This window comes from Curtobacterium sp. NPDC090217 (assembly GCF_044746705.1).
GTDB lineage: Bacteria > Actinomycetota > Actinomycetes > Actinomycetales > Microbacteriaceae > Curtobacterium.
Map to the genome: position 1 here is coordinate 34,812 of NZ_JBIVCR010000004.1, position 19,498 is coordinate 54,309.

The following is a 19,498-nucleotide window of genomic DNA, read 5'->3' on the forward strand; positions in this document are numbered from 1 at the left end:
TGGAGTATCAGCACGGCTGCGGTGGATCGGGAATGACTGGCCGTAACAGGCGACTTGGATTGTTTCGTCGCGCGTCGTGCTCGCGTGCCGGTGCCCCGGCCCGGTGCCAGGATGGACGCCGCCACACCAGCACCGCAGCACCAACCCCCACGAGGAGCACCACCGTCATGAGACGCCCGAAGCGCCTGACCATCACCGCGGCCGTGGCCGCAACCGCAGCCCTGGTCCTCACCGGCTGCTCGGGCGGGGGTGCCTCGGACGACGCGACGGCCGGCACCAGCAAGGGCGGCACGCTCAACATCCTCACGACGGCGACCGCGGTGCACCTCGACCCCGCGACGAGCCAGAACCTCAACATCACCACGCTCGGCCTGGTGCTCCGTCGCCTGACGGCGTGGGACGTCCAGCCCGGCAAGACCGCCAAGGTGGTCCCGGACCTCGCGACGAACACCGGCGACTCGAGCGACGGCGGCAAGACCTGGACCTACCACCTCAAGAAGGGGCTGGAGTTCCAGGACGGGACGCCGATCACCACGAAGGACATCAAGTGGGGCATCGAGCGTTCCTTCGCGCCGACGCTCACCGGAGGTCTGAGCTACCACAAGTCGCTGCTGGTCGGCGGGGCCGACTACAAGGGCCCGTTCGACGGCAAGAGCCTCGACAGCATCGAGACCCCCGACGACTCCACGATCGTGTTCAAGCTGAACGCGGCGTACGGCGACTGGCCGTGGCTCGTGTCGATGCCCGCGTTCGCCCCGGTCCCCGAGGGTGACGGCACCGACACCGGAGCGTACGACGCCAAGCCGGTCGCGTCCGGCCCGTACCAGGTCGAGTCGAACCAGCAGGGCTCGCAGATCACGCTGGTCCGGAACAAGTCCTGGAGCGCGAAGACCGACGACGTCCGCACCGCGGGTCCGTCGAAGGTCGTGTTCAAGGAGAGCCAGGACCCGTCGACGGTCACCCAGACGCTCATCGCCGACAACGGCGACGCGAAGGACTCCTTCGGTGCGACCTACCTCGGTGCGGCCGAGCTGAACCAGGTCCGGTCGAACCCTGCTGCACAGGACCGCCTGGCGACGTCGAGGGCCGGCCCGATCAACTACATGGCGATCAACACGCAGAAGGACTCCCTCAAGGACCTCCAGGTGCGCAAGGCGCTGCAGTACGCGGTGGACAAGAAGTCGTACCGGATCGCGGCGGGTGGCGCGCTCGCCGGTACCTACGCGTCGACCCTCATCACGCCTGGTATCGCCGGGCGGCAGGACTACGACCTGTACAAGCCGGGTCCGACCGGTGACGTCGCCAAGGCGAAGAAGCTCCTCGCCGACGCCGGTGTCACGGACCTGAAGCTCACGCTCGTGACGCAGAACGACTCGTCGAACCTCGCCGAGGCGCAGGCGCTGCAGGCTGGCCTCAAGCGGGCAGGCATCACCGTGACGCTCAAGCCGCTCGACATCGACTCGTTCTACACGGCGACGACCGACGGCAGCGACTTTGACCTCGCGCTGTTCAGCTGGCAGCCCGACTTCCCGAGCGCGAACGCCAACATCCAGCCGCTCTACGCATCGTCGGAGATCGGCGACGGCGGCTACAACGTGTCGAAGTACAGCAACCCCGAGGTCGACGCGCTCATCGAGAAGGCCACTGGCACGATCGACCAGAAGGCGGCGCAGAAGCTCTGGGCCGAGGCGGACCGGAAGATCATGGCCGACGCCCCGATCGTCCCGCTGACCTACGCGAAGCAGTCGTTCCTCGCCGGATCGAACGTGCAGAACTTCCAGATCGCGGACTTCCCGGCGTACCCGAACTACCTCAAGGTCTCGCTCGGCAAGTGACCGATCCGATCCTGCAGGTCGAGGGGCTCCACGTCGCGTTCGGCGACGCGGAGCCCGTCGTCCGTGACGTCTCCTTCGACCTGACACCCGGTCGTGTGCTCGCCCTCGTGGGCGAGTCCGGTTCGGGCAAGTCCGTCAGCGCCATGAGCGTGCTCGGCCTCCTGCCGCCGCAGGCACGGGTGTCCGGCAGCATCCGCTTCCGCGGTGCCGAGCTCGTCGGCGCATCCGTCGACGAGCTCCGCGCCGTTCGCGGCGCCGGCATCGGCGTGGTGTTCCAGGAGCCGATGAACTCCTTCACCCCGGTCCTGTCGATCGGCACGCAGATCGCCGAAGCGGTCAGGGCGCACCCACGTGGGCTCGACCGCGCCGCGGTCTCGGGACGCATCGACGAGCTGCTCCGGTCCGCCGGGCTCGCCGACCCGGAGCGGATCAGGAGGGCGTACCCGCACGAGCTCTCCGGTGGGCAGCTGCAGCGCGCGATGATCGCGATGGCGCTCGCGGGTGACCCGGTGGCGCTCATCGCGGACGAACCGACGACGGCGCTCGACGTCACGGTGCAGGCGGGCATCCTCGACCTGCTCCGGACGCTCTGCCGCGAGCGCGAGCTGGCCGTGCTGCTGATCACGCACGACATGGGCGTGGTCGCGGACGTCGCCGACGAGGTCCTCGTGATGCGACGCGGCGAGCCCGTCGAGCACGGCGCGGTGGACGCGCTGTTCCGCGCGCCGCAGGCCGCGTACACGCGCGCCCTCTTGGCAGCCGTACCCTCTCTGGAGGCTCGTCCCGCTTCCGCCCCGCCGCCTGCGGACGGGACCGACGGGGCGGAGGCGAGCCGAGCCTCCCGTCCGGTGGTCGCGCGGATGCGCGACGTGGCGGTCCGGTACGACCGGCGCGGCGCGCCGACGGTCAGCGGGATCGACCTCGAACTGCGCGCGGGCGGGACGCTGGGCCTCGTCGGGGAGTCGGGTTCCGGCAAGTCGACCATCGGACGAGCCCTCGCCGGGCTCGTGCCCGTCGTCGCCGGCGCCGTCGAGGTGGACGGCAGCGACCTCCGCACGGCACGTGGCCGTCGGCTGCGCGAGATCCGGAGCCGTGTCGGGATCGTGTTCCAGGACCCGGCATCGTCGCTCAATCCGCGGCAGACCATCGGCTGGAGCATCGCCGAGCCGCTGCTCGTGCACGGCGTCTCCGCGGCGGACCGGACGAACCGCGTCCACGACCTCCTCGTCGCGGTGCAGCTCGACCCGTCGTGGGCGGAGCGCTTCCCGCACGAACTCTCCGGGGGTCAGCGGCAGCGTGTCGCCGTCGCCCGAGCACTCGCGCTGCGTCCGGCGCTCGTGATCGCCGACGAGCCGACCTCGGCGCTCGACGTGACCGTGCAGGCCGCCGTGCTCGAGCTGCTCTCGTCGCTGCAAGACGAGTTCGGCTTCGGGATGCTGCTCGTCAGCCACGACCTCGCGGTGGTGCGGCAGCTCGCGGACGAGGTCGTCGTGCTCCACGACGGCCGCATCGTCGAACGCGGCGACACGTCGACCGTGCTGGACGACCCACAGGAGGACTACACCCGCATGCTGCTCGCCGCCGCGCCCGTGGCCGACCCCGCACGTCAGGCCACCCGGCGCGATGCGTGGCGTGCGCTGACCGGAGGTGTCGCATGAGCGCGAACGTCGTCGACCGGCCCGTCGCCGCGTCCGGCGCCCGCTCGACCGGGTTCCGTGCGGTGGTCCGTCGTGTCCGCCGGGACCGCTGGGCCGTCGCATCGGCGATCGTCATCGTGGTGTTCCTCCTCGTCGCCGTGTTCGCTCCCGTGATCGCCGCGATCAGCGGGCAGGACCCGTACTCGTACGACATCAACGCGCTCAACTCGTTCGGTGCGCCCCGCGGGGCGCTCGGCGGCGTGAGCGGCACGCACTGGTTCGGCGTCGAGCCGCTGACCGGGCGGGACCTGTTCGCGATCGTGACGTACGGTGCGCGGACCTCGCTCGGGATCGGGCTCGCAGCGACGGCCATGTCGCTGGTCATCGGGGTGCTCGTCGGGGTCACGACCGGGTTCTTCGGCGGCTGGTACGACCGGGTGCTCTCCCGCGTGGTCGACGTCATGTTCGGGTTCCCGTCCCTGGTCTTCATGATCGCCCTCACCGCGATCGTGCCGACCTCGTTCCCGAAACCCGTGCTCGTCGTGCTCGTCATCGGGTTCTTCGGCTGGCCGTCCGTCGCGCGTGTGATCCGCGGTCAGACGATGTCGCTCCGCACCCGCAACTACGTCGTCGCGTCCACCGCGCTCGGCGCCGGCCGCTGGCACGTGATCCGGACGCAGCTCCTGCCGAACCTCGCCGCGACGATCACCGTCTACGCGACGATCTCGATCCCCTCGATGATCGGTGCGGAGGCAGCGCTGTCCTTCCTCGCCGTCGGGGTCACCCCGCCGACGCCGTCGTGGGGGCGCAGCATCGGCGACGCGATCGGGTGGGTGCAGACCGACCCGATGTACCTCGTGTTCCCCGGTGCCGCACTGTTCCTCATCACCCTGGCGTTCAACGTCCTCGGCGACGCGCTCCGTGACGCCCTCGACCCGCGGGGAGGCACGCGATGACCACCTTCCGCTTCGTCCTCTTCCGGGTGCTCGGCGCCGTCGTGGTGCTGCTCGTCGTCGCCGCGGTGACATACGCGCTCTTCATGCTGCTGCCGACGAACCCGGCACGCGCGATCTGCGACAAGCCCTGCACGCCCGACCGTCTGCGCGAGGTGCAGGCGTTCCTCGGGACCGACAAGCCGTGGATCGCACAGTTCCTGGCGTACCTCGGCGGCATCTTCACCGGGCGCACGTTCGGCACCGGTGCCTCGGTGATCCACTGTGCCGCACCCTGCTTCGGGTACTCGTTCCAGCTCCACGACAGCGTGACGTCGCTCATCGTGACGCGCCTGCCCGTCACCGCGTCGATCGCCGTCGGTGCCGCGGTGCTGTGGCTCGTCGCGGGCGTCGCCGGGGGAGCGGTCTCGGCGCTCCGCCGCGGATCCGCCCTGGACCGCACGGTCATGGGGATCGCCGTCGCGGGGGTGTCCGCACCGTCGTACCTGGTCGGCCTGCTGGCGATCCTGTTGTTCGGGTTCGTCCTCGGGGTCCTGCCGACGAGCGGCTACGTGGCGTTCACCGACGATCCGGTGGGATGGTTCACGCACCTGGTACTGCCGTGGTGCGTGCTCGCCTTCATCAGCGCGGCGATCTACGCCAGGCTCACGCGGGGCGAGATGCTCGAGTCGATGTCGCAGGACTTCGTCCGGACCGCCCGCGCGAAGGGCATCCGCGAACGTCAGGTCGTCGTGCGGCACGGACTCCGGACCGCGATCCTGCCCGTGGTGACACTGTTCGGTCTCGACCTCGGCTCGCTGCTCGGCGGTGCGGTCATCACCGAGAAGGTCTTCTCGATGCAGGGGCTCGGTGCGCTGCTCATCGACGCGGTGCACACGCTCGACCTGCAGGTGGTCGTCGGGTTCACGCTGTTCTCGGCGTTCCTCGTCGTGACGGCGAACGTCATCGTCGACGTGGTCTACGCGTTCGTGGACCCGCGGGTGCGGCGCCGGGCGTAGGGGCGCGCGCCGCGGGTCCGTCGTCCTGCTGCTGCAATTCGTCCGCCGAAGCGACAGCGTCACGCCGAGGCGCTGGGACTGTATCGACAGAGCGACAGTCTGCCGCCGATGTTTGGCGGCAGACTGTCGCTTTCGCGTAACGGACGACGGACCGACCGGGCCCAACGGACGACGGACAGACCGGGCGGCCGCGGCGCCCCCGTCAGAAGTACGTGATGCCGTGGGGGGTGCGCGGCGGCAGGAGCATCGCACGGAGGAGCACCGGCACGACCGGGTCCGACGCGCGCAGGAGCCCGGCGGCGGCGAGCGTCACCGGGTTCACCGACCCGATGAGCAGCGCACCGAGGTCGGCCACGTCGAGCGCGACGTCGACGTCGGACCCAGCGGCGGCGGAGAGCCGCGTCACGGTCCCGACCCCACCGGACACGTCGAGCCGGTACGTCCCGGCCGCGAACCCGAGCGAGTCGGTGACCGCGAGCGTGACCGAGCCGTCGGCAGCGTACGGCCGGGACGTCAGGGACGCGGCGACGTCGAGGACACGGAGCCAGACGTGGTCTTCCTCGTGGTCGACGTCGTACGCCCGGTTGTCCCCGAGTGCTGCGACGATCGGGTCGTCGAGCCGCGACCGGTTGTACTTCACGACGTCGTTGAGGTCGATCGAGAGCAGGAACTCCCAGAGCGACAGGTAGGCCTCGTCGGTCGCGTACACCAGGTCGACGATCTCGACCGCGGTGTCCTTGCCGGATTCCTTCACGCGCCAGGTGACGTACCCGTCGACGTCGTCGGAACCGTCCGCCCGGTGCACGGCAGCCCTGACGTCCTTCGCCTTCTCGCCGTCCCCGGTCAGCTCGCCGAAGACGACCGGCCAGGTCCCCGTGTTGCGCACCATCGAGCCGGGCGTCCGGGCGTCGAAGCGCGCGAAGACGTCCTGACCGACACCGTCCGCGAGCCACGAGAGCGGCACGACGGACACGGTCCCCGTGGTCGGCACGAGGAACGGGAGCGCCCGGTTGCGTCGGACGCTGACGGCGCGCTCACGGATGGCGCATCCGAACCCGAAGCGGCGGTAGATCGTCCCCTCAGAGGCGGTGAGCGACGCCATCGCGTAGCCCTCCTCGACCCCGCGGCGGAGGGCGTGGGTCATCATCGCGCGGAGGATGCCCCGTCGGCGCTCGGTGGACCGTACGGTCACCGCGGAGATCGCCTGCGTGTCGACGGAGCTGCCGTCGCCCCACGAGAGTGCCTTCCGGAACCACGTGAAGGTGCCGGCCGGCCAGGTCTCGTCCACGGACCCGGGGAAGGGCTCCCGGACGTAGACGCCGAGGAACGTCTCCTGGTCGGCGATGAAGTGGGACGCCATGCGCGCGGCGGTCTCCGGCGACGGGTCCGCCTCGTGGAAGCCCATCCCCACGGACCGCATCCAGTCCGCGGTGCGCTCGTCGGGCGCACCGGAGTCGTCGGTGGCAGGGGTGAACTCCCGCAGGTCGAAGCGGGCGTCGAATTCGTCGTTGATCGGCACGAGCCGACCCTATCGGTGCCCGGTGACCGCCCGGGGTCAGTCCGTCGCGCCTGCTGGCGGATCGACGAGCAGCCCGACCCGGTCGGCGAGGTACTCGGCGAGGGGCACGGCCGTGTCGGCTGCCGGCGACCAGCGGACGAGGGGCTCGTCGTCCTGCACGAACAACGCGCCGTCGGCACCGATCAGGTGCTCGTCGAGCGGGATCGGCTCCGCGCCGTGGTTGACGGTGTCGCCCGCGTGGAAGTGCCCGCGCGCGGCCGCAGCCCGGTACGCCCGGCGGACCTCGGCCGACACCGACTGGAACTGGGACCGGCCGGGCTCGGTGACCCGGGTGATCGTCCCCGTCGCCCACACCCGGCCACCGGTCTCGAGCGACGACCCGATGAGCAGCGCCCCCACCCGCCAGACCCGTCCGAGCGGACGCATCGTCGGTTCACGGCGGATCCCGAGCACCGCCTTCGGCTCGACGTACTCGCCGAGCGCCTCGTCCGGCACGTCCGCGTCGCGGAGGCGTCGTGCGGCCTCGTCGAGCAGTTCGCGTGCGCGCATCACTCCGTCCGTCACGTCACCCGAGCCTAGACGTGGCGCCCACGACCTCCGCGCGATCGACGTCGGCGGCGGACCGATGACGTCACCCCGATGGTGATCATGGCCGCGCTGTAGGCCAGCAGGATGCCAGCGACGACGGGGATCAGCCAGCCACGGGACCCGTTGACCAGCTGGTTGACGTACCCGACCTCGGGGATGCTGTACCAGACGACACCGCGGACCTGGGCGGCCGTCACCGGCGAGGGGTCCGGCTCGGCGTTGTTGTCGCCCTTGAGCACGAACGTGCGGGCGCCGTCGGAGGACGACTCGACGGCGACCACGCGGTGGCTGATCACGGCCGGCTGCCCGGAGACGATCTGGTACGTGACGACGTCGCCGATCCGGATGTCCTCGAGCGGGGTGGGCTTCACGACGAGGAGCGTCCCGGGCGGCAGCGTCGGTTCCATCGACTGGGTCAGGACCGTGAGCGGGGTCGAGCCCGTCGCCTTCGGGATGACGATGAGGACGACGGCGAGTCCCGCCACGATGACGAGCATCCCGGTGCTGAGGCCGAGCGCGACGGCGTGCAGGACCGCTCGCCATCCGGTGCGCTCCCGCATCCTGTTCAGGCGCCGCATCGGATCGCCGGCCCGTCGTTCTGGGTGAACAGCGTCACGGAGCCGCTCCCGGCGACGGTGCTCGTCGGCTTCCCCGCGCTGTCGAGCACCTTGACGTCGACGGTCTGCGTGCCGCTCGTGGCGACGCTCGACGGGACGTCCGACGGCGCGATCGTGATGAACCCCGAGTAGTCCTGTGCCTTCTGTCCGACCTGGGTGTCCTTCACGAAGGCTGCGTAGGAGGTGTCCGTCGGACGCGACGACGCCGGCCACCGGACGTCGACGTAGTTCCCGCTGTGGTCCGTGCAGGTGAGGGCGGGGGAGGCCGTCGAAGCGGCCGAGGTGTTCATGTAGAGGCCGCCCTGGACCGGGGCGGACGTCCACGTCCCCGCGACGACCGTCAGCGCGATGTTCACGTTCGTCGTGGTCGATGCGGGAGCGGACGACGTCGGTGTGCTCCGGACGCACCACACGGCTGCGGCGCCGGCGGCGAGGTCCGAGGTCATGCTCGGCAGGGACGCCCACGTGCCGCTCACCGATCCCGTGCCCACCGCGGTGGACGCGGTGCACGCCGTCGTCGACGCGACCGGCCACGCGACGACGGAGATCGCCTGGGCCAGCGCGGTCGAGCTCCCGGCGACGACGGACACCGTCGTGGAGGTCGTCCCGGCGATCGATCCCGAGTTCGTGAGCGTGACCGGCTTGGTCACCGAGGTGACCGTCGACGAGAACGTCGTGGTCATGTCGCTCGTGCCGCTGATCGACGCGGACATCTTGCCGATCGTCGTGCTCGACGACGTGGTCCCGCTGGTGGTCCAGAGTGCCCAGGCGGCGGTCGAGCCACTGACGACGAACACGACGGCGAGCAGCGCGGCGAGCACCACGCGGAACCGGCGGCTCACGGTGCCACCTGCGTTCCCGTGACGGTGAGCGTGAAGTCCGTCACCGCTCCGGCGACGGACTGCGGTGCGTCGGAGCCGAGGCCGACCTGGATGCAGGCGATGCCGGTCGCTCCGACGGGGAGGGTGTAGTAGCCGCTCCCGGTGTCGAAGGTGGCGATCGGGCCGCTCGCGCCGGACAGGCCGGCGCGGCAGTCGGCTGCGGTGTTCACCGAGGCCAGCCGGAGCGTCTGCGCGCCGAGCACCGTGGCGTCGGACGCGCTCGCGTACGAGACCTTGGTGGCGGTCGTCGCGACGCGGATCGAGAGCGGCACCGATCCGGTGTTCTTCACGGTGAACGTCCCGGTCGTGCTGCGACCAGGCGCGAGCACCGAGGTGTTCATCGGGCTGAGCGCACCGACCGTGACGGTGGCGGTGCCGGACTTGACGCTCGATGCGTTCGTGCTCGCCGAGGCGTTCCAGAGGGCGTAGGTGCCGCCGGTGCCGAGCAGCGTCGTCACCACGGCGACCGCCAGGACGAGGGCGGCGAGCCATGCCCAGGCGTGGAAGCGCAGGCGAGCGCGCGGGGCACGGTGGCGCCCCGTCGGTGCGTTCGTCATGCGCGTCTCCCCGCTGGTCGTGGAGGAGCGGCGTGGTCGGCGGATCAGGGGCCGACCACGCCGCGGATCAGGAGCCGATCGCGGTCTGCGTCAGCGTGAAGGCGAGCGCACCGACGTTCACGGTGCCGTTCTGGCCCGTCGTCGCCGAGGACGGCAGCTCGATCGTGAAGACGACCTTGACGGGGGAGGTGGTGCTCGACGGCGACACAACGAAGGTGTTCGCGTTCGAGGTCGACTGCACGACCGACGCGCTCGTCGAGGTCACGGCGAGCGTCTTCGTGGTCGCAGCGACCAGGGCCGAGTCGCCCGTGATGCTCTGGCTCGCGTAGGTCAGGTTGGCCTTGAGGTCCTGACCGGTCGCGCCGATGTTCAGCGTCTGCGTGAACTGGTACTTGTTGCCGGGCACCATGAGGACGTTCGCCGGGTTGATGGTCGTCGAGCGACCGTTGGTGATGTCGGTCCAGACGCCGTCGTTCGCCGCGCTGAGCGTGAGCGTGCCCGAGCTGACAGCGCTGGCGGCGGTGGAGGCGCTGGCGTTCCAGAGGGCGAAGGTGCCCGCTCCGCCGAGGAGGAGCGCGACGCCGGCGGCGCCGGCGATGGCACCGGTGACGATCTTGTGCATGAGGAGTCCGTTTCTGCGCACACAGGGGCGCGGAAGGCCACCGGCACGCGGGTTCGGGTTGGCGCGCCGGCAGGACGGTGTCATCGGCCCCGGGGGTCGGGGGCCGCGGCTGACCTGTGCCGAGAGCGGATCGCCGGGCTCCGGGGTCGTGAGCGACTGCTGACGACCCGGGCGGGCAGGATTCGTTCCGGTATCGAAACTACCCGTCCCCCAAAGTGCGGACAAGAGGAATCATGCGTCTGAATGCACCCAATCCGGGGGCCATTTTTGTCCCCGAGACAGCGGACACTGTTTGTACCCCGATCACGGACGACAAGTACAGGAATGCGCACAGCCCCAATACGGTTGCACGGACCGGAAACGAGGAGGGCCCATGGGCATCGTGCGCTGGCTGTTCGACGCGCAGATCGTCATCGGCGACCAGACCGTGCTCTGGCGCGAGGTGATCGGCAACGTCTTCGGGCTGCTCAGCGCCCTCGGCGGCATGCGCCGCAAGGTGTGGGCGTGGCCCGTCGGCATCGTCGGCAACGTCCTGCTCTTCACGGTCTTCATGGGTGCGCTCTTCGACACCCCGAACCCGGTCAACCTGCTCGGCCAGGCCGGACGCCAGGTGATGTTCATCATCGTCAGCGTGTACGGCTGGTACCGCTGGACCCATCGCCCCGCCGAGTCGACGACCGTCATCGACCCGAAGTGGGCGTCGTGGCGGACCCGTGGACTGCTCGTCGTCGGCATGGTCGGCGGGACGCTCGTGCTGACGCCGGTCTTCCGCGCCCTGGGGTCGTACGAGCCGGTGTGGAGTGACGCCTGGATCTTCGTCGGGTCCCTGCTCGCGACCTACGGCATGGCGAAGGGCTGGGTCGAGTTCTGGCTCATCTGGGTCGCCGTGGACCTGGTGGGCGTCCCGCTGCTGTTCTCCGCCGGGTACTACGCGTCCGGGCTGATGTACGTCTTCTACGGCGTCTTCACCCTGACCGGATTCTTCGTCTGGATGCGGCAGCGCACGAAGCCACCTGCGGCTCCCGTCACCGTCGGCTGAGCGCCACCGGGGAGCGGACGGCATGCTGGGAGCATGAGCGATGGCGCGTTCCTGACCGGCCTGCGGGTGTTCCGTGCCAGGCGGCACGAGTTCCTCGAGCCGAGGCGCACCCGACGTCGGACGATCGTCTGCGGTTCCGTCGCCGTCATCGTCGGTGCGGCGACGATCGTGTCGGACGCGATGACCGGATGGCTGGGGACGCCCCTTCCGCAGACGATCGTCTCGGCGGTCGCCTTCGCGGTGGCGATCGGGTGCTTCGCCGCGCTGTTCTTCCGGACCGCACGGAAGCTCCAACCCCAGCGGTGGCAGCCGTACCCCGGCGGATGGCGACGGCACGAGCGCATCGGGCAGCAGTTCGCGGCCCGACCGCCGGAGCTCCTCCCCGAGGACCGCGACGAGGTCCTCGCCCGGGCGACCGACACGGTCGAGCCCGCGATCGCGAGCGCGGATCGGTTGCGCTGGATCCCGTTCGGGTGGCTCGCGACATGGATCGGCGCGCTCGCCAGCGGGCTGGCGTCCACGGAGAGTCTCGTCGTCCTGCTCATGCCACCGGTGTTCCTGTTCCTGCAGGGTGGGAGCGTCGTCGCGACGGTCGTGTGGCTCGGGCGGGCGGAGCTGACCCGGCGGCGGGTCGAGGCGACCCCGCCCTGGACGCCACCGGTGGGACCAGCGGCGCGCAACCCCGACCCTCGCGGGTCGAAGCTCGGGTTGCCAGGCGACTGAGCGCACGGCCCCCGGTCTGGGACGCGACAGGTCCTCGTCGATGCGATGGGATGTCCGGGTGGAGACACTGACTGACGACACGATCGTCGACGAACAGACGATCGCGGAGCGCCTCATCCGGGCGGCCATCCGCGCCTACCGCCTGCACCCGTTCACCGAGGTCGACGCGGCGGTCGTCGCGGACATCGCCGGTGTGCCGCTCGACGCCGTCGCCCGGGCGTTCCCGACGTGGGACGCCCTGCTGCTGGTCACCTACGACGCGTGGACCGACCTCCGCGGATCGACCAGACGCCAGAAGCCGGCGACGACGATCGACTACGTCCGGATGACCCTCGCCGAGGACGTCGCCGACCCGGGTCTCGTCCGGGTCCTCGCCGGCGTGATCAACATCGCGGGCGCTGACACCACCTTCGCGGAGCTGTTCCGGAAGCGGTACGCCGAGTACGTCGGTGCGCTGACGGCGGGGTTCCAGCGCGACTTCGACGCGGGCGCCGAGGACGCGGTGGTCTCCGCCGAGCACGCGGCCACACAGCTGCTCGCCCTGTACCAGGGACTCCAGATCCAGCTCCTCGTGCGACCGGGCCTCGACGCGCTCGCCGAGTACGACCACGCGGTCCGCGCGCTCCGCGCGGGCTGGCGGCACCGTCACGTCCCGGCGTGGGACCTCGACGGTGTCCCGACGTCACCCGTCCTTCCTGCCGGCTGACGTCCTGGACGCACCCCGTGACGGACGGGAGGCACGGTGCCTGCCCGCACCGTGCCTCCCGCGCGCGCCCCGCATGTTGCGACGCGCCAGCGGCGCGCGGCGCCAGCGCCGACCGAGCCTGCGAGGTCGGTTGCCTGGATCCTGCTATGCGCGCAACCAGGCGGTCCCCACGCCCGTCAGGGCGCCGTCTGCCACCGGCGCCGAGGCGAGCAGCAGCGCACCCGCGGGGAGTTCGTACGGCTCGTCTCCGAACACCGTGACGTTGGTCCAGCCGTTCGGCCGGCGGAACGCGAGCACGTCGTCGCGACCGGTGTCGAGCCACTCGAGGCGCTCCTCGGACTGCAGCTGCCCACGGAGGCCGAGCGCCTTCCGGTAGAGGTTCAGCGTGGAGTCGGGGTCGTCGTCCTCCGCCTCGACCGAGAACCCGCCGAACCACGCCGGCTGCGGCAGGTGCGAGCCACCTGAGCCGAAGCCGAACGACGACCCGTCCCTGGTCCACGGGATCGGGACACGGCAGCCGTCACGGCCGACGTCGACGCCCGGGTTCCGGAAGAACGCCGGGTCCTGACGGTCGGCGGCGGCGATGTCGCCGACCTCCTGCAGGCCGAGCTCCTCACCCTGGTACATGTACGCCGAGCCCGGCAGCGCGAGCTCCAGCAGCGTCGCCGCCTGCGCGCGCCGGAGCCCGAGCTCCTGGTCGAGTGCGTCCGGCGAGCCGCCGGCGAGCAGCCACGCGCCGCCCTGCTTCTCGGACGCACCGTTCCTCGGCGGCAGTGCGTAGCGGGTGGCGTGCCGGACGACGTCGTGGTTCGAGAAGACCCACGTGGTCGAGGAGCCGGACTGCTCCGCGAGACCGAGGTTGAACTCGATGATCGACCGGAACGACGGCGCGTCGAAGTCGGCTTCGAGCAGGTCGAAGTTGAACGCCTGCCCGAGCCCGTCGGCGCTCGCGTAGCGGGCACGGCGGTCGGCGGCGACCCACGCCTCGGCGACCGCGGTGCGGGCCGGGGTGTACTCGTCGAAGACCTTCCGCCACTCCGCGTAGATCTCGTGGACGTCGTCACGGTCCCAGAGCGGGTGCGTGCCGTCCTTCGGCATGGCGGAGAGTTCGGCCCAGGTCGGCAGGACCTCGCCGAGGTCCTTCGAGAGCCCGTGTGCCACGTCGATGCGGAAGCCGTCGACCCCGCGGTCGGACCAGAAGCGCAGGGTGTGCAGGAAGTCGTCCCGGACCTCCCGGTTCGCCCAGTTCAGGTCGGGCTGCTCCTTCGCGAAGCTGTGCAGGTACCACTGGCCGTCGCCCGCTGCGGTCCAGGCCGGACCGCCGAAGATCGAGACCCAGTCGGCCGGTGGGTTCTCGGCGGCGGGACCGGTGCCGTCGCGGAACACGTAGCGGTCGCGGGCCGAGCTGCCGACGGGCGCGGCGAGGGCTTCGCGGAACCACTCGTGCCGGTCGCTCGTGTGGTTCGGGACGATGTCGACGATCACCCGGATCCCGGCGCCGTGCAGGGCGGCCACCATCGCGTCGAAGTCCTCGAGCGTGCCGAGCTTCGGGTCGACGTCGCGGTAGTCGTCCACGTCGTAGCCGCCGTCGGCGAGTGCCGACGGGTAGAAGGGGCTGAGCCAGACGGCCTCGACGCCGAGCGACGCCAGGTAGGGCACGCGCTCGGTGATGCCGGCGAGGTCGCCGATCCCGTCGCCGTTCGCGTCCGCGAAGGACCGCGGGTAGATCTGGTAGACGCTCGCCTGGCGCCACCAGGTCTCGTCGGTGGCCGTCGGGTCCTGTGCGGTCAGCACATCGGTCATGAGGGGTGGTGTCCTTTCGGTGGTGCTCGTGTCGGTCACTTGATGGCGCCCTGCGTCACACCGGACATCACCCATCGCTGGGTGAGGACGTACACGATGATGGACGGCGCCATCGCCATGAGGTACGAGGCGAACGAGACGTTGTAGTTGTTGCTGAACTGGCTCTGGAAGATCTGCTGCAGCACGGGGAGCGTCTGCAGCGCCGGGTCGGCCGTGATGAGCGCCGGCATCATGTAGTCGTTCCACGACGCCAGGAACGCGAAGATCCCGACGGTCGCGCTCATCGGTGCCAGGAGCGGGAACAGCAGCCGCCAGAACACCTGGCCCACGCTCGCGCCGTCGATGCGGGCGCTCTCCTCGAGCTCACCGGGGATCGAGCGCAGGAACGCGGTGAAGAGCAGCACGCTGAAGGACAGCTGGAACATGATGTGCAGGATCGCGACGCCGATCGGGTTGTCGAGACCGACCATGCCGGTGAGCTTGACCTGCGACAGCGCCAGGACCGGGAACGGCAGGAACATCGCGGCCAGCAGGTAGAAGAACGACCAGCGGAACAGCCGGTGCTGCCAGTTGTGCGAGATCGCGTAGGCGGCGAACGACGCAAGGAGGATCGTCCCGGTGACGGAGATCGCGGCGACGAGCACGGAGACGCCGAACGCCCGCGGGAAGTCGGTCAGCTCCCAGGCCCGGACGAACCCGTCCATGCTGAACGGTGCCGGCAGCGAGAACGCGTTGCCGTCGAGCGCCTGGCTCGTGGTCTTGAACGCCATCACGACCGTGACGTACAGCGGGACGAAGACCGTCAGCGAGCAGATCGCCAGGATGATCGTCAGCGGCCAGTTCCAGCCGCTCTTCGAGCGACGGCCGCGGGCGGCGTCCGCGTCGATCGACCGCATGCTGCCGGTGCGGGTGGTGGACGGCTGGAGCGGTGCAGGGAGCGTCATGAGAAGAGGGCCTTCCCGCGGCTGAGCCGCAGCTGGACGAGCGCGAGGATGACGGTGATGACGAAGAAGATCGTCGCGTTCGCCATCTGGTAGGAGTAGTCGCCGCTGTTGAACCCGTTGAAGATCGACATCGCGACACTCGTGGTCGCGGTCCCCGGGCCTCCGGCGGTGAGACCGACGATCACGTCGTAGGCGTTGAGGAAGTTCTTGAAGCCGAGGATCAGGTTGATGACGATGTAGCCGGCGGTGAGCGGCATCGTGATCGAGACGAGCTGCCGCCACGACGACGCGCCGTCGATGGCCGCGGCCTCGTACACCTCGCCGGGGATCGCGAGGACCCCCGCGATGTAGATGAGCAGCGTGCCGGGGATCGCCTGCCACGTCGTGACCACCACGATCGCGATCCAGGCGAGGTCGGGGTTCGCGAGGATGCTCGTCTCGAGCGGCGCGATCCCGAGCGTCGTCGCGAGCTCGGGCAGGCTGTTCGAGAAGAGGAACGAGAACACGTACGCGATGACGATGCCCGAGATGACCATCGGCAGCACGAACACCGCGCGGAGGGCGACCTTGGCACGGATGCGGCTCGTCAGGGCGATCGCCAGCAGGAGCGCCAGCGCGTTCACGACGAGCACGGTGACCAGCGAGAAGCCCATCGTGAACAGGTAGGCGTGCAGGATCGCCGGGTCGGAGAAGATCGCGAGGTAGTTCGTCAGGCCGGTGAACCCGAACTCCCCGAACCCGACCGAGTCGGTGAAGCTCAGGACGATGCCCATCACGGCTGGGACGGTGATCGCCAGTGTGAAGACGACGAGCGTCGGCAGGAGGAAGGCGAGGAAGACCGGCTGGATGCGGTGCACCCGGGACCGTGCGCTTCGTGGTGCGCGACCACTCGCGGTGGGGGAGCCGCCCCGGTCGGGATCGGGGCTGTCGGTGGGGCTGTTCCGGCGGCTGCCGCCGGAGGACGTCGTGGCGATTGCCATGGTGATCGTCTCCTCGGTCCGAGACCGGGTCAGGCCTTCCGGCGCGCCACGCGCGCCCAGTCGGCATCGAGTGTGCGGAGCTGCGGAGCCGGGTCGCCACCGAGGGCGATGGACTGCGCGTAGTTGGCCACGGGGATCTCGGCCGGCACGAGCTGCGACGGGCCGAGGTAGAAGGCGGCGTCGTCGTAGTACTGCTGCATGCCCTTGAGCGTCGGGTTGGCGACCGGGGGCGAGTCCTTGCGGGTGCCGAACCCGTTGTTGTCCGCGTTGTACTTGTCCGCGACGTCGGGGGACATCAGGAAGCGGAGGAACTCGCGCGCTGCCTCCTGCTTCTTCGACGCCTTCGGGATCCAGAGCGCCAGGTCGACGTTGACCCGGACCTTCAGGTCGGCGGGGTCGTCGGTCGCGGGCATCGGGAACGTGCCGAGGTCCATGTCCGGGTTCGTCTTCGCGATCTCGATGAGCGCCCACGGACCCTGCAGGTACATCGCCGACTCGCCCTTCGCGAACGCGAGGTTGCCGTCGCCGTACGCACGGCTCGCGGCGTTCTTGTTCGACCACTTCGCGAGCTGCGCCATCCGGTCCATCGGCGGTGCGAAGTCCTTCGAGAACGACACGGGGGACGACGGCGTGAGCGACGTGCCTTCCTTCTCGAGCGCCGAGAAGGTCTTCCTGACGTCGAGCATGCCGCCGATCGAGTAGTCGAACATCCCCTGGGCGAGCGTCCACGTGTCCTTGTAGGTGTTGTAGAACGGCGTGACGTCGGCGGCGAGGAGCTTCTCGCAGACCGCCTCCAGCTCGGACCAGGTGGTCGGGATCTCGATGCCCTGCTGGGCGAAGATCTCCTTGTTGTAGATCACCGACGCGGCGGTGACCGAGTACGGCAGCGCGTTCCGCTCGCCCGGGTAGGACGCCGTCTGTTCCATGAGTGTCCAGAGGTCCGGGTTGATGGCCTTGGCCTCGTCCATGTCGGACAGGTCGGTCAAGGCGCCGTGCTCGACGAACGACACCATCGCGTAGTTGTAGTTCAGGCAGCCGAGGTCCGGCGGCGAGCTCCGCACGAAGTCGGCCGGCAGCGACGACGTCGAGTCACGGATGACCCGGATCTTCGACTGGCTGTCGTGGAACTTCGCGATGACGTCGTCGAAGTAGCCGATGACCTCGGGCTTCGAGACGTAGAACGTGATCGTCTCCCGACCGGAACCCGACGAGGCGGGCGCGCACCCGGCGAGGGCCAGGCTCGCGCCGACTGCGCCGGTGCCGAGGAGGAAGGACCGACGACTGAGCGCCGATCGGCTCAGCGGTGAAGCGGTTCGTGCGTGCACGTGAACTCCGTCCGACGGGTCTCGGCGCCCTTGCCGTCCCGTCCCCCCGACTGCTCCGATGCGGTCGGTGCACATAATCTAGCGAGAATATTTAGGAAAGCAAGGAACTCGTGACGCGGTATCTTCAGCCAGTGACCATGCTCCCCGACCTGCTGCGACGCTCGAGCCTCGAGACGGTGCTCGACGTGGCGTTCGCCGAGCAGGCGTTCACCGCGAGCACGGTGATGGCACGGACCGGGCACACGCGGTCGACCGTGCTGACGGCGTGCGACGAGCTCGTCCGGCTCGGGTGGATCGCGGAGCTCGACGACGCCAGGGCCGCGGGGGAGTACCGGATGGGTCGCCCGGCGAAGCGCTACGAACTCCGGAGGACCGCCGGCGTGGTCGTCGGGGCCGACGTCGGGCAGTCACGCGTCGAGGCGGTCGTCGCTGACCTGCGCGGAGCCGTCCTCGCCCACGCGGAGGAGCCCGTCCGACCCGACTTCGACGACGCCGACCGTGACGCGCGTGATCGTCGCGCCGCGGTCCTCCGGTGCGTCACGCGCGCACTCGCCGACGCCGGGCACGCCGCCTCGGACGTGCTCGTCACGACGATCGGCGTCGCGGCGCCGGTCGACGCGCACGGGCGGTCCCCGAACGAGGACGACGGGTTCTGGCACCGCATGAACCCCGGCTTCGAGGAGGTCCTCGCCGGTCACGGGGCGATCGTCGTCGAGAACGACGCGAACCTCGCCGCGATCGCGGAGCGTGCCAGGGGTGCTGGTGACTCGTTCGCCGCACTGCTGTCCGGGGAGCGCTTCGGCACCGGCCTCATCGTCGACGGGGTCCTGCTCCGCGGCGCACACGGCGGTGCCGGCGAGATGCGCGTCCTCGCCCTCGTCGAGGGCGTCGGGACACCGGAGGGCATCGGCGCTGCGTGCCGGACGCTCGCGGCCGAGGCGCTCGCCGCCGGGCGGATCGCGCCGGGTTCGGTGCTCGCCGAGATCGCGGCACGGAGTGCGCTCGACGCCCAGGCGGTGTTCGCGGCTGCTCGCGACGGGGACCGGGTCGCCCTGCAGATCGTCGACCAGCTCGGTGAACGGCTGGCGAAGGCGACCATCGTGCTCGCGAGCCTGCTCGACATCGAGCGCGTGTACGTCGCCGGGGCGATCGCGCAGCCGGCGGCCGCGGTCATCGCGCGCGCGAACGCCGTCCTCGGCAGCGGTGCGTTCCGTCCGGTGCCGGAGGTCGTCGCGTCCGCGCTCGGGCCCGACGTCGTCCTGATCGGTGCGGCGCAGCGTGGGCTCGACCTCGTCCGGGCGAACCCGCTGGCGTTGTCCCTGACGGGGCGGTCGGTCAGCGCGTCCTGACCTCGGCGGCCGTCGGCCACCCCGGGAAGATCCGTTCCCCAGCCCGACGGGCGAGCAGGGTGACGGCGAGCAACGGCAGGCTCAGCGCCGCCATCGAGCTCGCCCACAAGACGAACGCACCGTGGAACACGAGTGGGGTCACGGCCATGACAGCGATCCACGTGAGCGCCGCCCAGCCGCGAGCGGGGTGTCCGATCGCCCACCGCGTGTCCCGCGAGCTCAGGGCGATCGCCACGATCATGAGCGAGCTGATCGGCCCGGGGGACTCGGAGAACGCGATGTCGTCGACAGTTGCCCGAAGGATGCCGAACCCGATCACGAGCACCGCGAACAACACCGTGACGGTCCGGGCGACGGCGAGTGCGATGAGGGTGCCCGCGCCGACGTCCTGCCGTTCTCGGATGCCCGTGTCGCTCATGACC

General features: G+C 70.3%; 19 protein-coding genes. 8 read left to right on the forward strand and 11 right to left on the reverse strand.

Annotated features, from left to right (window positions below):
• Positions 1-167 precede the first annotated feature (167 nt).
• From ACIPJ2_RS14355 to ACIPJ2_RS14370, 4 genes are read left to right on the forward strand one after another with little or no spacing between them, the layout of a single operon-like run.
• Positions 168-1,835 (forward strand): ABC transporter substrate-binding protein, encoded by a 1,668-nt coding sequence (locus ACIPJ2_RS14355; RefSeq protein WP_402729379.1) that lies wholly within the window; start codon positions 168-170, stop codon positions 1,833-1,835.
• The gene (locus ACIPJ2_RS14360) at positions 1,832-3,493 is read left to right on the forward strand and encodes a dipeptide ABC transporter ATP-binding protein (RefSeq protein ID WP_402729380.1); all 1,662 of its coding nucleotides are present in this window, start codon (positions 1,832-1,834) and stop codon (positions 3,491-3,493) included. The genes ACIPJ2_RS14355 and ACIPJ2_RS14360 overlap by 4 nt, the downstream gene beginning before the upstream one ends.
• Positions 3,490-4,428 carry an ABC transporter permease gene (locus ACIPJ2_RS14365; RefSeq protein ID WP_281265354.1) on the forward strand — a complete coding sequence of 313 codons (939 nt, stop codon included), beginning with the start codon at positions 3,490-3,492 and terminating at the stop codon, positions 4,426-4,428. The genes ACIPJ2_RS14360 and ACIPJ2_RS14365 overlap by 4 nt, the downstream gene beginning before the upstream one ends.
• A complete protein-coding gene (locus tag ACIPJ2_RS14370) occupies positions 4,425-5,423 on the forward strand; it encodes an ABC transporter permease (protein ID WP_281265353.1) in 999 nt (332 codons plus the stop codon). Before ACIPJ2_RS14365 ends, ACIPJ2_RS14370 begins: the two co-directional genes overlap by 4 nt.
• 202 nt (positions 5,424-5,625) lie before the next feature.
• Here ACIPJ2_RS14370 and ACIPJ2_RS14375 read toward each other — a convergent pair whose 3' ends face one another.
• The 6 genes from ACIPJ2_RS14375 to ACIPJ2_RS14400 form a co-directional block, all read right to left on the reverse strand.
• On the reverse strand, positions 5,626-6,942 hold the full coding sequence (locus tag ACIPJ2_RS14375; protein WP_402729381.1) for a GNAT family N-acetyltransferase: 1,317 nt from the start codon (positions 6,940-6,942) through the stop codon (positions 5,626-5,628).
• 36 nt (positions 6,943-6,978) lie between these two features.
• A complete protein-coding gene (locus ACIPJ2_RS14380) occupies positions 6,979-7,506 on the reverse strand; it encodes a hypothetical protein (protein ID WP_281265350.1) in 528 nt (175 codons plus the stop codon).
• 11 nt (positions 7,507-7,517) lie between these two features.
• A complete protein-coding gene (locus ACIPJ2_RS14385; protein WP_402729382.1) occupies positions 7,518-8,090 on the reverse strand; it encodes a signal peptidase I in 573 nt (190 codons plus the stop codon).
• Between the two features lie 5 nt (positions 8,091-8,095).
• Entirely contained in the window at positions 8,096-8,989 is an 894-nt protein-coding gene (locus tag ACIPJ2_RS14390) for a hypothetical protein (protein ID WP_402729383.1), read from the reverse strand.
• Positions 8,986-9,585 (reverse strand): TasA family protein, encoded by a 600-nt coding sequence (locus ACIPJ2_RS14395; protein ID WP_402729384.1) that lies wholly within the window; start codon positions 9,583-9,585, stop codon positions 8,986-8,988. Before ACIPJ2_RS14395 ends, ACIPJ2_RS14390 begins: the two co-directional genes overlap by 4 nt.
• A gap of 67 nt (positions 9,586-9,652) precedes the next feature.
• The gene (locus tag ACIPJ2_RS14400; protein WP_281265346.1) at positions 9,653-10,207 is read right to left on the reverse strand and encodes an alternate-type signal peptide domain-containing protein; all 555 of its coding nucleotides are present in this window, start codon (positions 10,205-10,207) and stop codon (positions 9,653-9,655) included.
• Positions 10,208-10,580: 373 nt separating this feature from the next.
• Between ACIPJ2_RS14400 and pnuC the strand changes: the two genes are divergently transcribed.
• The 3 genes from pnuC to ACIPJ2_RS14415 are packed head-to-tail and all read left to right on the forward strand — an operon-like array spanning position 10,581 to position 12,675.
• Positions 10,581-11,246: a nicotinamide riboside transporter PnuC gene (gene pnuC, locus ACIPJ2_RS14405; protein ID WP_402729385.1), complete on the forward strand. Its 666-nt coding sequence runs from the start codon at positions 10,581-10,583 to the stop codon at positions 11,244-11,246.
• A gap of 33 nt (positions 11,247-11,279) precedes the next feature.
• The gene (locus ACIPJ2_RS14410) at positions 11,280-11,969 is read left to right on the forward strand and encodes a hypothetical protein (protein WP_402729386.1); all 690 of its coding nucleotides are present in this window, start codon (positions 11,280-11,282) and stop codon (positions 11,967-11,969) included.
• Between the two features lie 58 nt (positions 11,970-12,027).
• Positions 12,028-12,675 carry a TetR/AcrR family transcriptional regulator gene (locus ACIPJ2_RS14415; RefSeq protein ID WP_402729387.1) on the forward strand — a complete coding sequence of 216 codons (648 nt, stop codon included), beginning with the start codon at positions 12,028-12,030 and terminating at the stop codon, positions 12,673-12,675.
• Positions 12,676-12,819: 144 nt separating this feature from the next.
• Here ACIPJ2_RS14415 and ACIPJ2_RS14420 read toward each other — a convergent pair whose 3' ends face one another.
• From ACIPJ2_RS14420 to ACIPJ2_RS14435, 4 genes are read right to left on the reverse strand one after another with little or no spacing between them, the layout of a single operon-like run.
• On the reverse strand, positions 12,820-14,478 hold the full coding sequence (locus ACIPJ2_RS14420; protein WP_402729388.1) for a glycoside hydrolase family 13 protein: 1,659 nt from the start codon (positions 14,476-14,478) through the stop codon (positions 12,820-12,822).
• A gap of 35 nt (positions 14,479-14,513) precedes the next feature.
• On the reverse strand, positions 14,514-15,374 hold the full coding sequence (locus tag ACIPJ2_RS14425) for a carbohydrate ABC transporter permease (protein ID WP_402729711.1): 861 nt from the start codon (positions 15,372-15,374) through the stop codon (positions 14,514-14,516).
• A gap of 44 nt (positions 15,375-15,418) precedes the next feature.
• Complete coding sequence (locus ACIPJ2_RS14430; RefSeq protein WP_402729389.1) at positions 15,419-16,402, reverse strand: carbohydrate ABC transporter permease; 984 nt, start codon at positions 16,400-16,402, stop codon at positions 15,419-15,421.
• A 29-nt stretch (positions 16,403-16,431) separates the two neighbouring features.
• A complete protein-coding gene (locus ACIPJ2_RS14435; RefSeq protein ID WP_402729390.1) occupies positions 16,432-17,727 on the reverse strand; it encodes an extracellular solute-binding protein in 1,296 nt (431 codons plus the stop codon).
• A 137-nt stretch (positions 17,728-17,864) separates the two neighbouring features.
• Between ACIPJ2_RS14435 and ACIPJ2_RS14440 the strand changes: the two genes are divergently transcribed.
• The gene (locus tag ACIPJ2_RS14440; protein WP_402729712.1) at positions 17,865-19,076 is read left to right on the forward strand and encodes an ROK family protein; all 1,212 of its coding nucleotides are present in this window, start codon (positions 17,865-17,867) and stop codon (positions 19,074-19,076) included.
• On the opposite strand, the gene ACIPJ2_RS14445 is transcribed toward ACIPJ2_RS14440, so the two are convergent.
• Positions 19,063-19,494: a hypothetical protein gene (locus ACIPJ2_RS14445; protein ID WP_402729391.1), complete on the reverse strand. Its 432-nt coding sequence runs from the start codon at positions 19,492-19,494 to the stop codon at positions 19,063-19,065. The two genes, ACIPJ2_RS14440 and ACIPJ2_RS14445, sit on opposite strands and share 14 nt — an antisense overlap.
• Positions 19,495-19,498 lie beyond the last annotated feature (4 nt).

What these genes read in the sequence shown, in the direction of transcription:
- ACIPJ2_RS14355 (WP_402729379.1), top strand. Translation starts at nt 168, where the DNA reads ATGAGACGCCCGAAGCGCCTGACCATCACCGCGGCCGTGGCCGCAACC.
- ACIPJ2_RS14365 (WP_281265354.1), top strand. Translation starts at nt 3,490, where the DNA reads ATGAGCGCGAACGTCGTCGACCGGCCCGTCGCCGCGTCCGGCGCCCGC.
- ACIPJ2_RS14370 (WP_281265353.1), top strand. Translation starts at nt 4,425, where the DNA reads ATGACCACCTTCCGCTTCGTCCTCTTCCGGGTGCTCGGCGCCGTCGTG.
- ACIPJ2_RS14385 (WP_402729382.1), bottom strand. Translation starts at nt 8,090, where the DNA reads ATGCGGGAGCGCACCGGATGGCGAGCGGTCCTGCACGCCGTCGCGCTC.
- ACIPJ2_RS14395 (WP_402729384.1), bottom strand. Translation starts at nt 9,585, where the DNA reads ATGACGAACGCACCGACGGGGCGCCACCGTGCCCCGCGCGCTCGCCTG.
- ACIPJ2_RS14400 (WP_281265346.1), bottom strand. Translation starts at nt 10,207, where the DNA reads ATGCACAAGATCGTCACCGGTGCCATCGCCGGCGCCGCCGGCGTCGCG.
- pnuC (WP_402729385.1), top strand. Translation starts at nt 10,581, where the DNA reads ATGGGCATCGTGCGCTGGCTGTTCGACGCGCAGATCGTCATCGGCGAC.
- ACIPJ2_RS14410 (WP_402729386.1), top strand. Translation starts at nt 11,280, where the DNA reads ATGAGCGATGGCGCGTTCCTGACCGGCCTGCGGGTGTTCCGTGCCAGG.
- ACIPJ2_RS14420 (WP_402729388.1), bottom strand. Translation starts at nt 14,478, where the DNA reads ATGACCGATGTGCTGACCGCACAGGACCCGACGGCCACCGACGAGACC.
- ACIPJ2_RS14425 (WP_402729711.1), bottom strand. Translation starts at nt 15,374, where the DNA reads ATGCGGTCGATCGACGCGGACGCCGCCCGCGGCCGTCGCTCGAAGAGC.
- ACIPJ2_RS14430 (WP_402729389.1), bottom strand. Translation starts at nt 16,402, where the DNA reads ATGGCAATCGCCACGACGTCCTCCGGCGGCAGCCGCCGGAACAGCCCC.
- ACIPJ2_RS14440 (WP_402729712.1), top strand. Translation starts at nt 17,865, where the DNA reads ATGCTCCCCGACCTGCTGCGACGCTCGAGCCTCGAGACGGTGCTCGAC.
- ACIPJ2_RS14445 (WP_402729391.1), bottom strand. Translation starts at nt 19,494, where the DNA reads ATGAGCGACACGGGCATCCGAGAACGGCAGGACGTCGGCGCGGGCACC.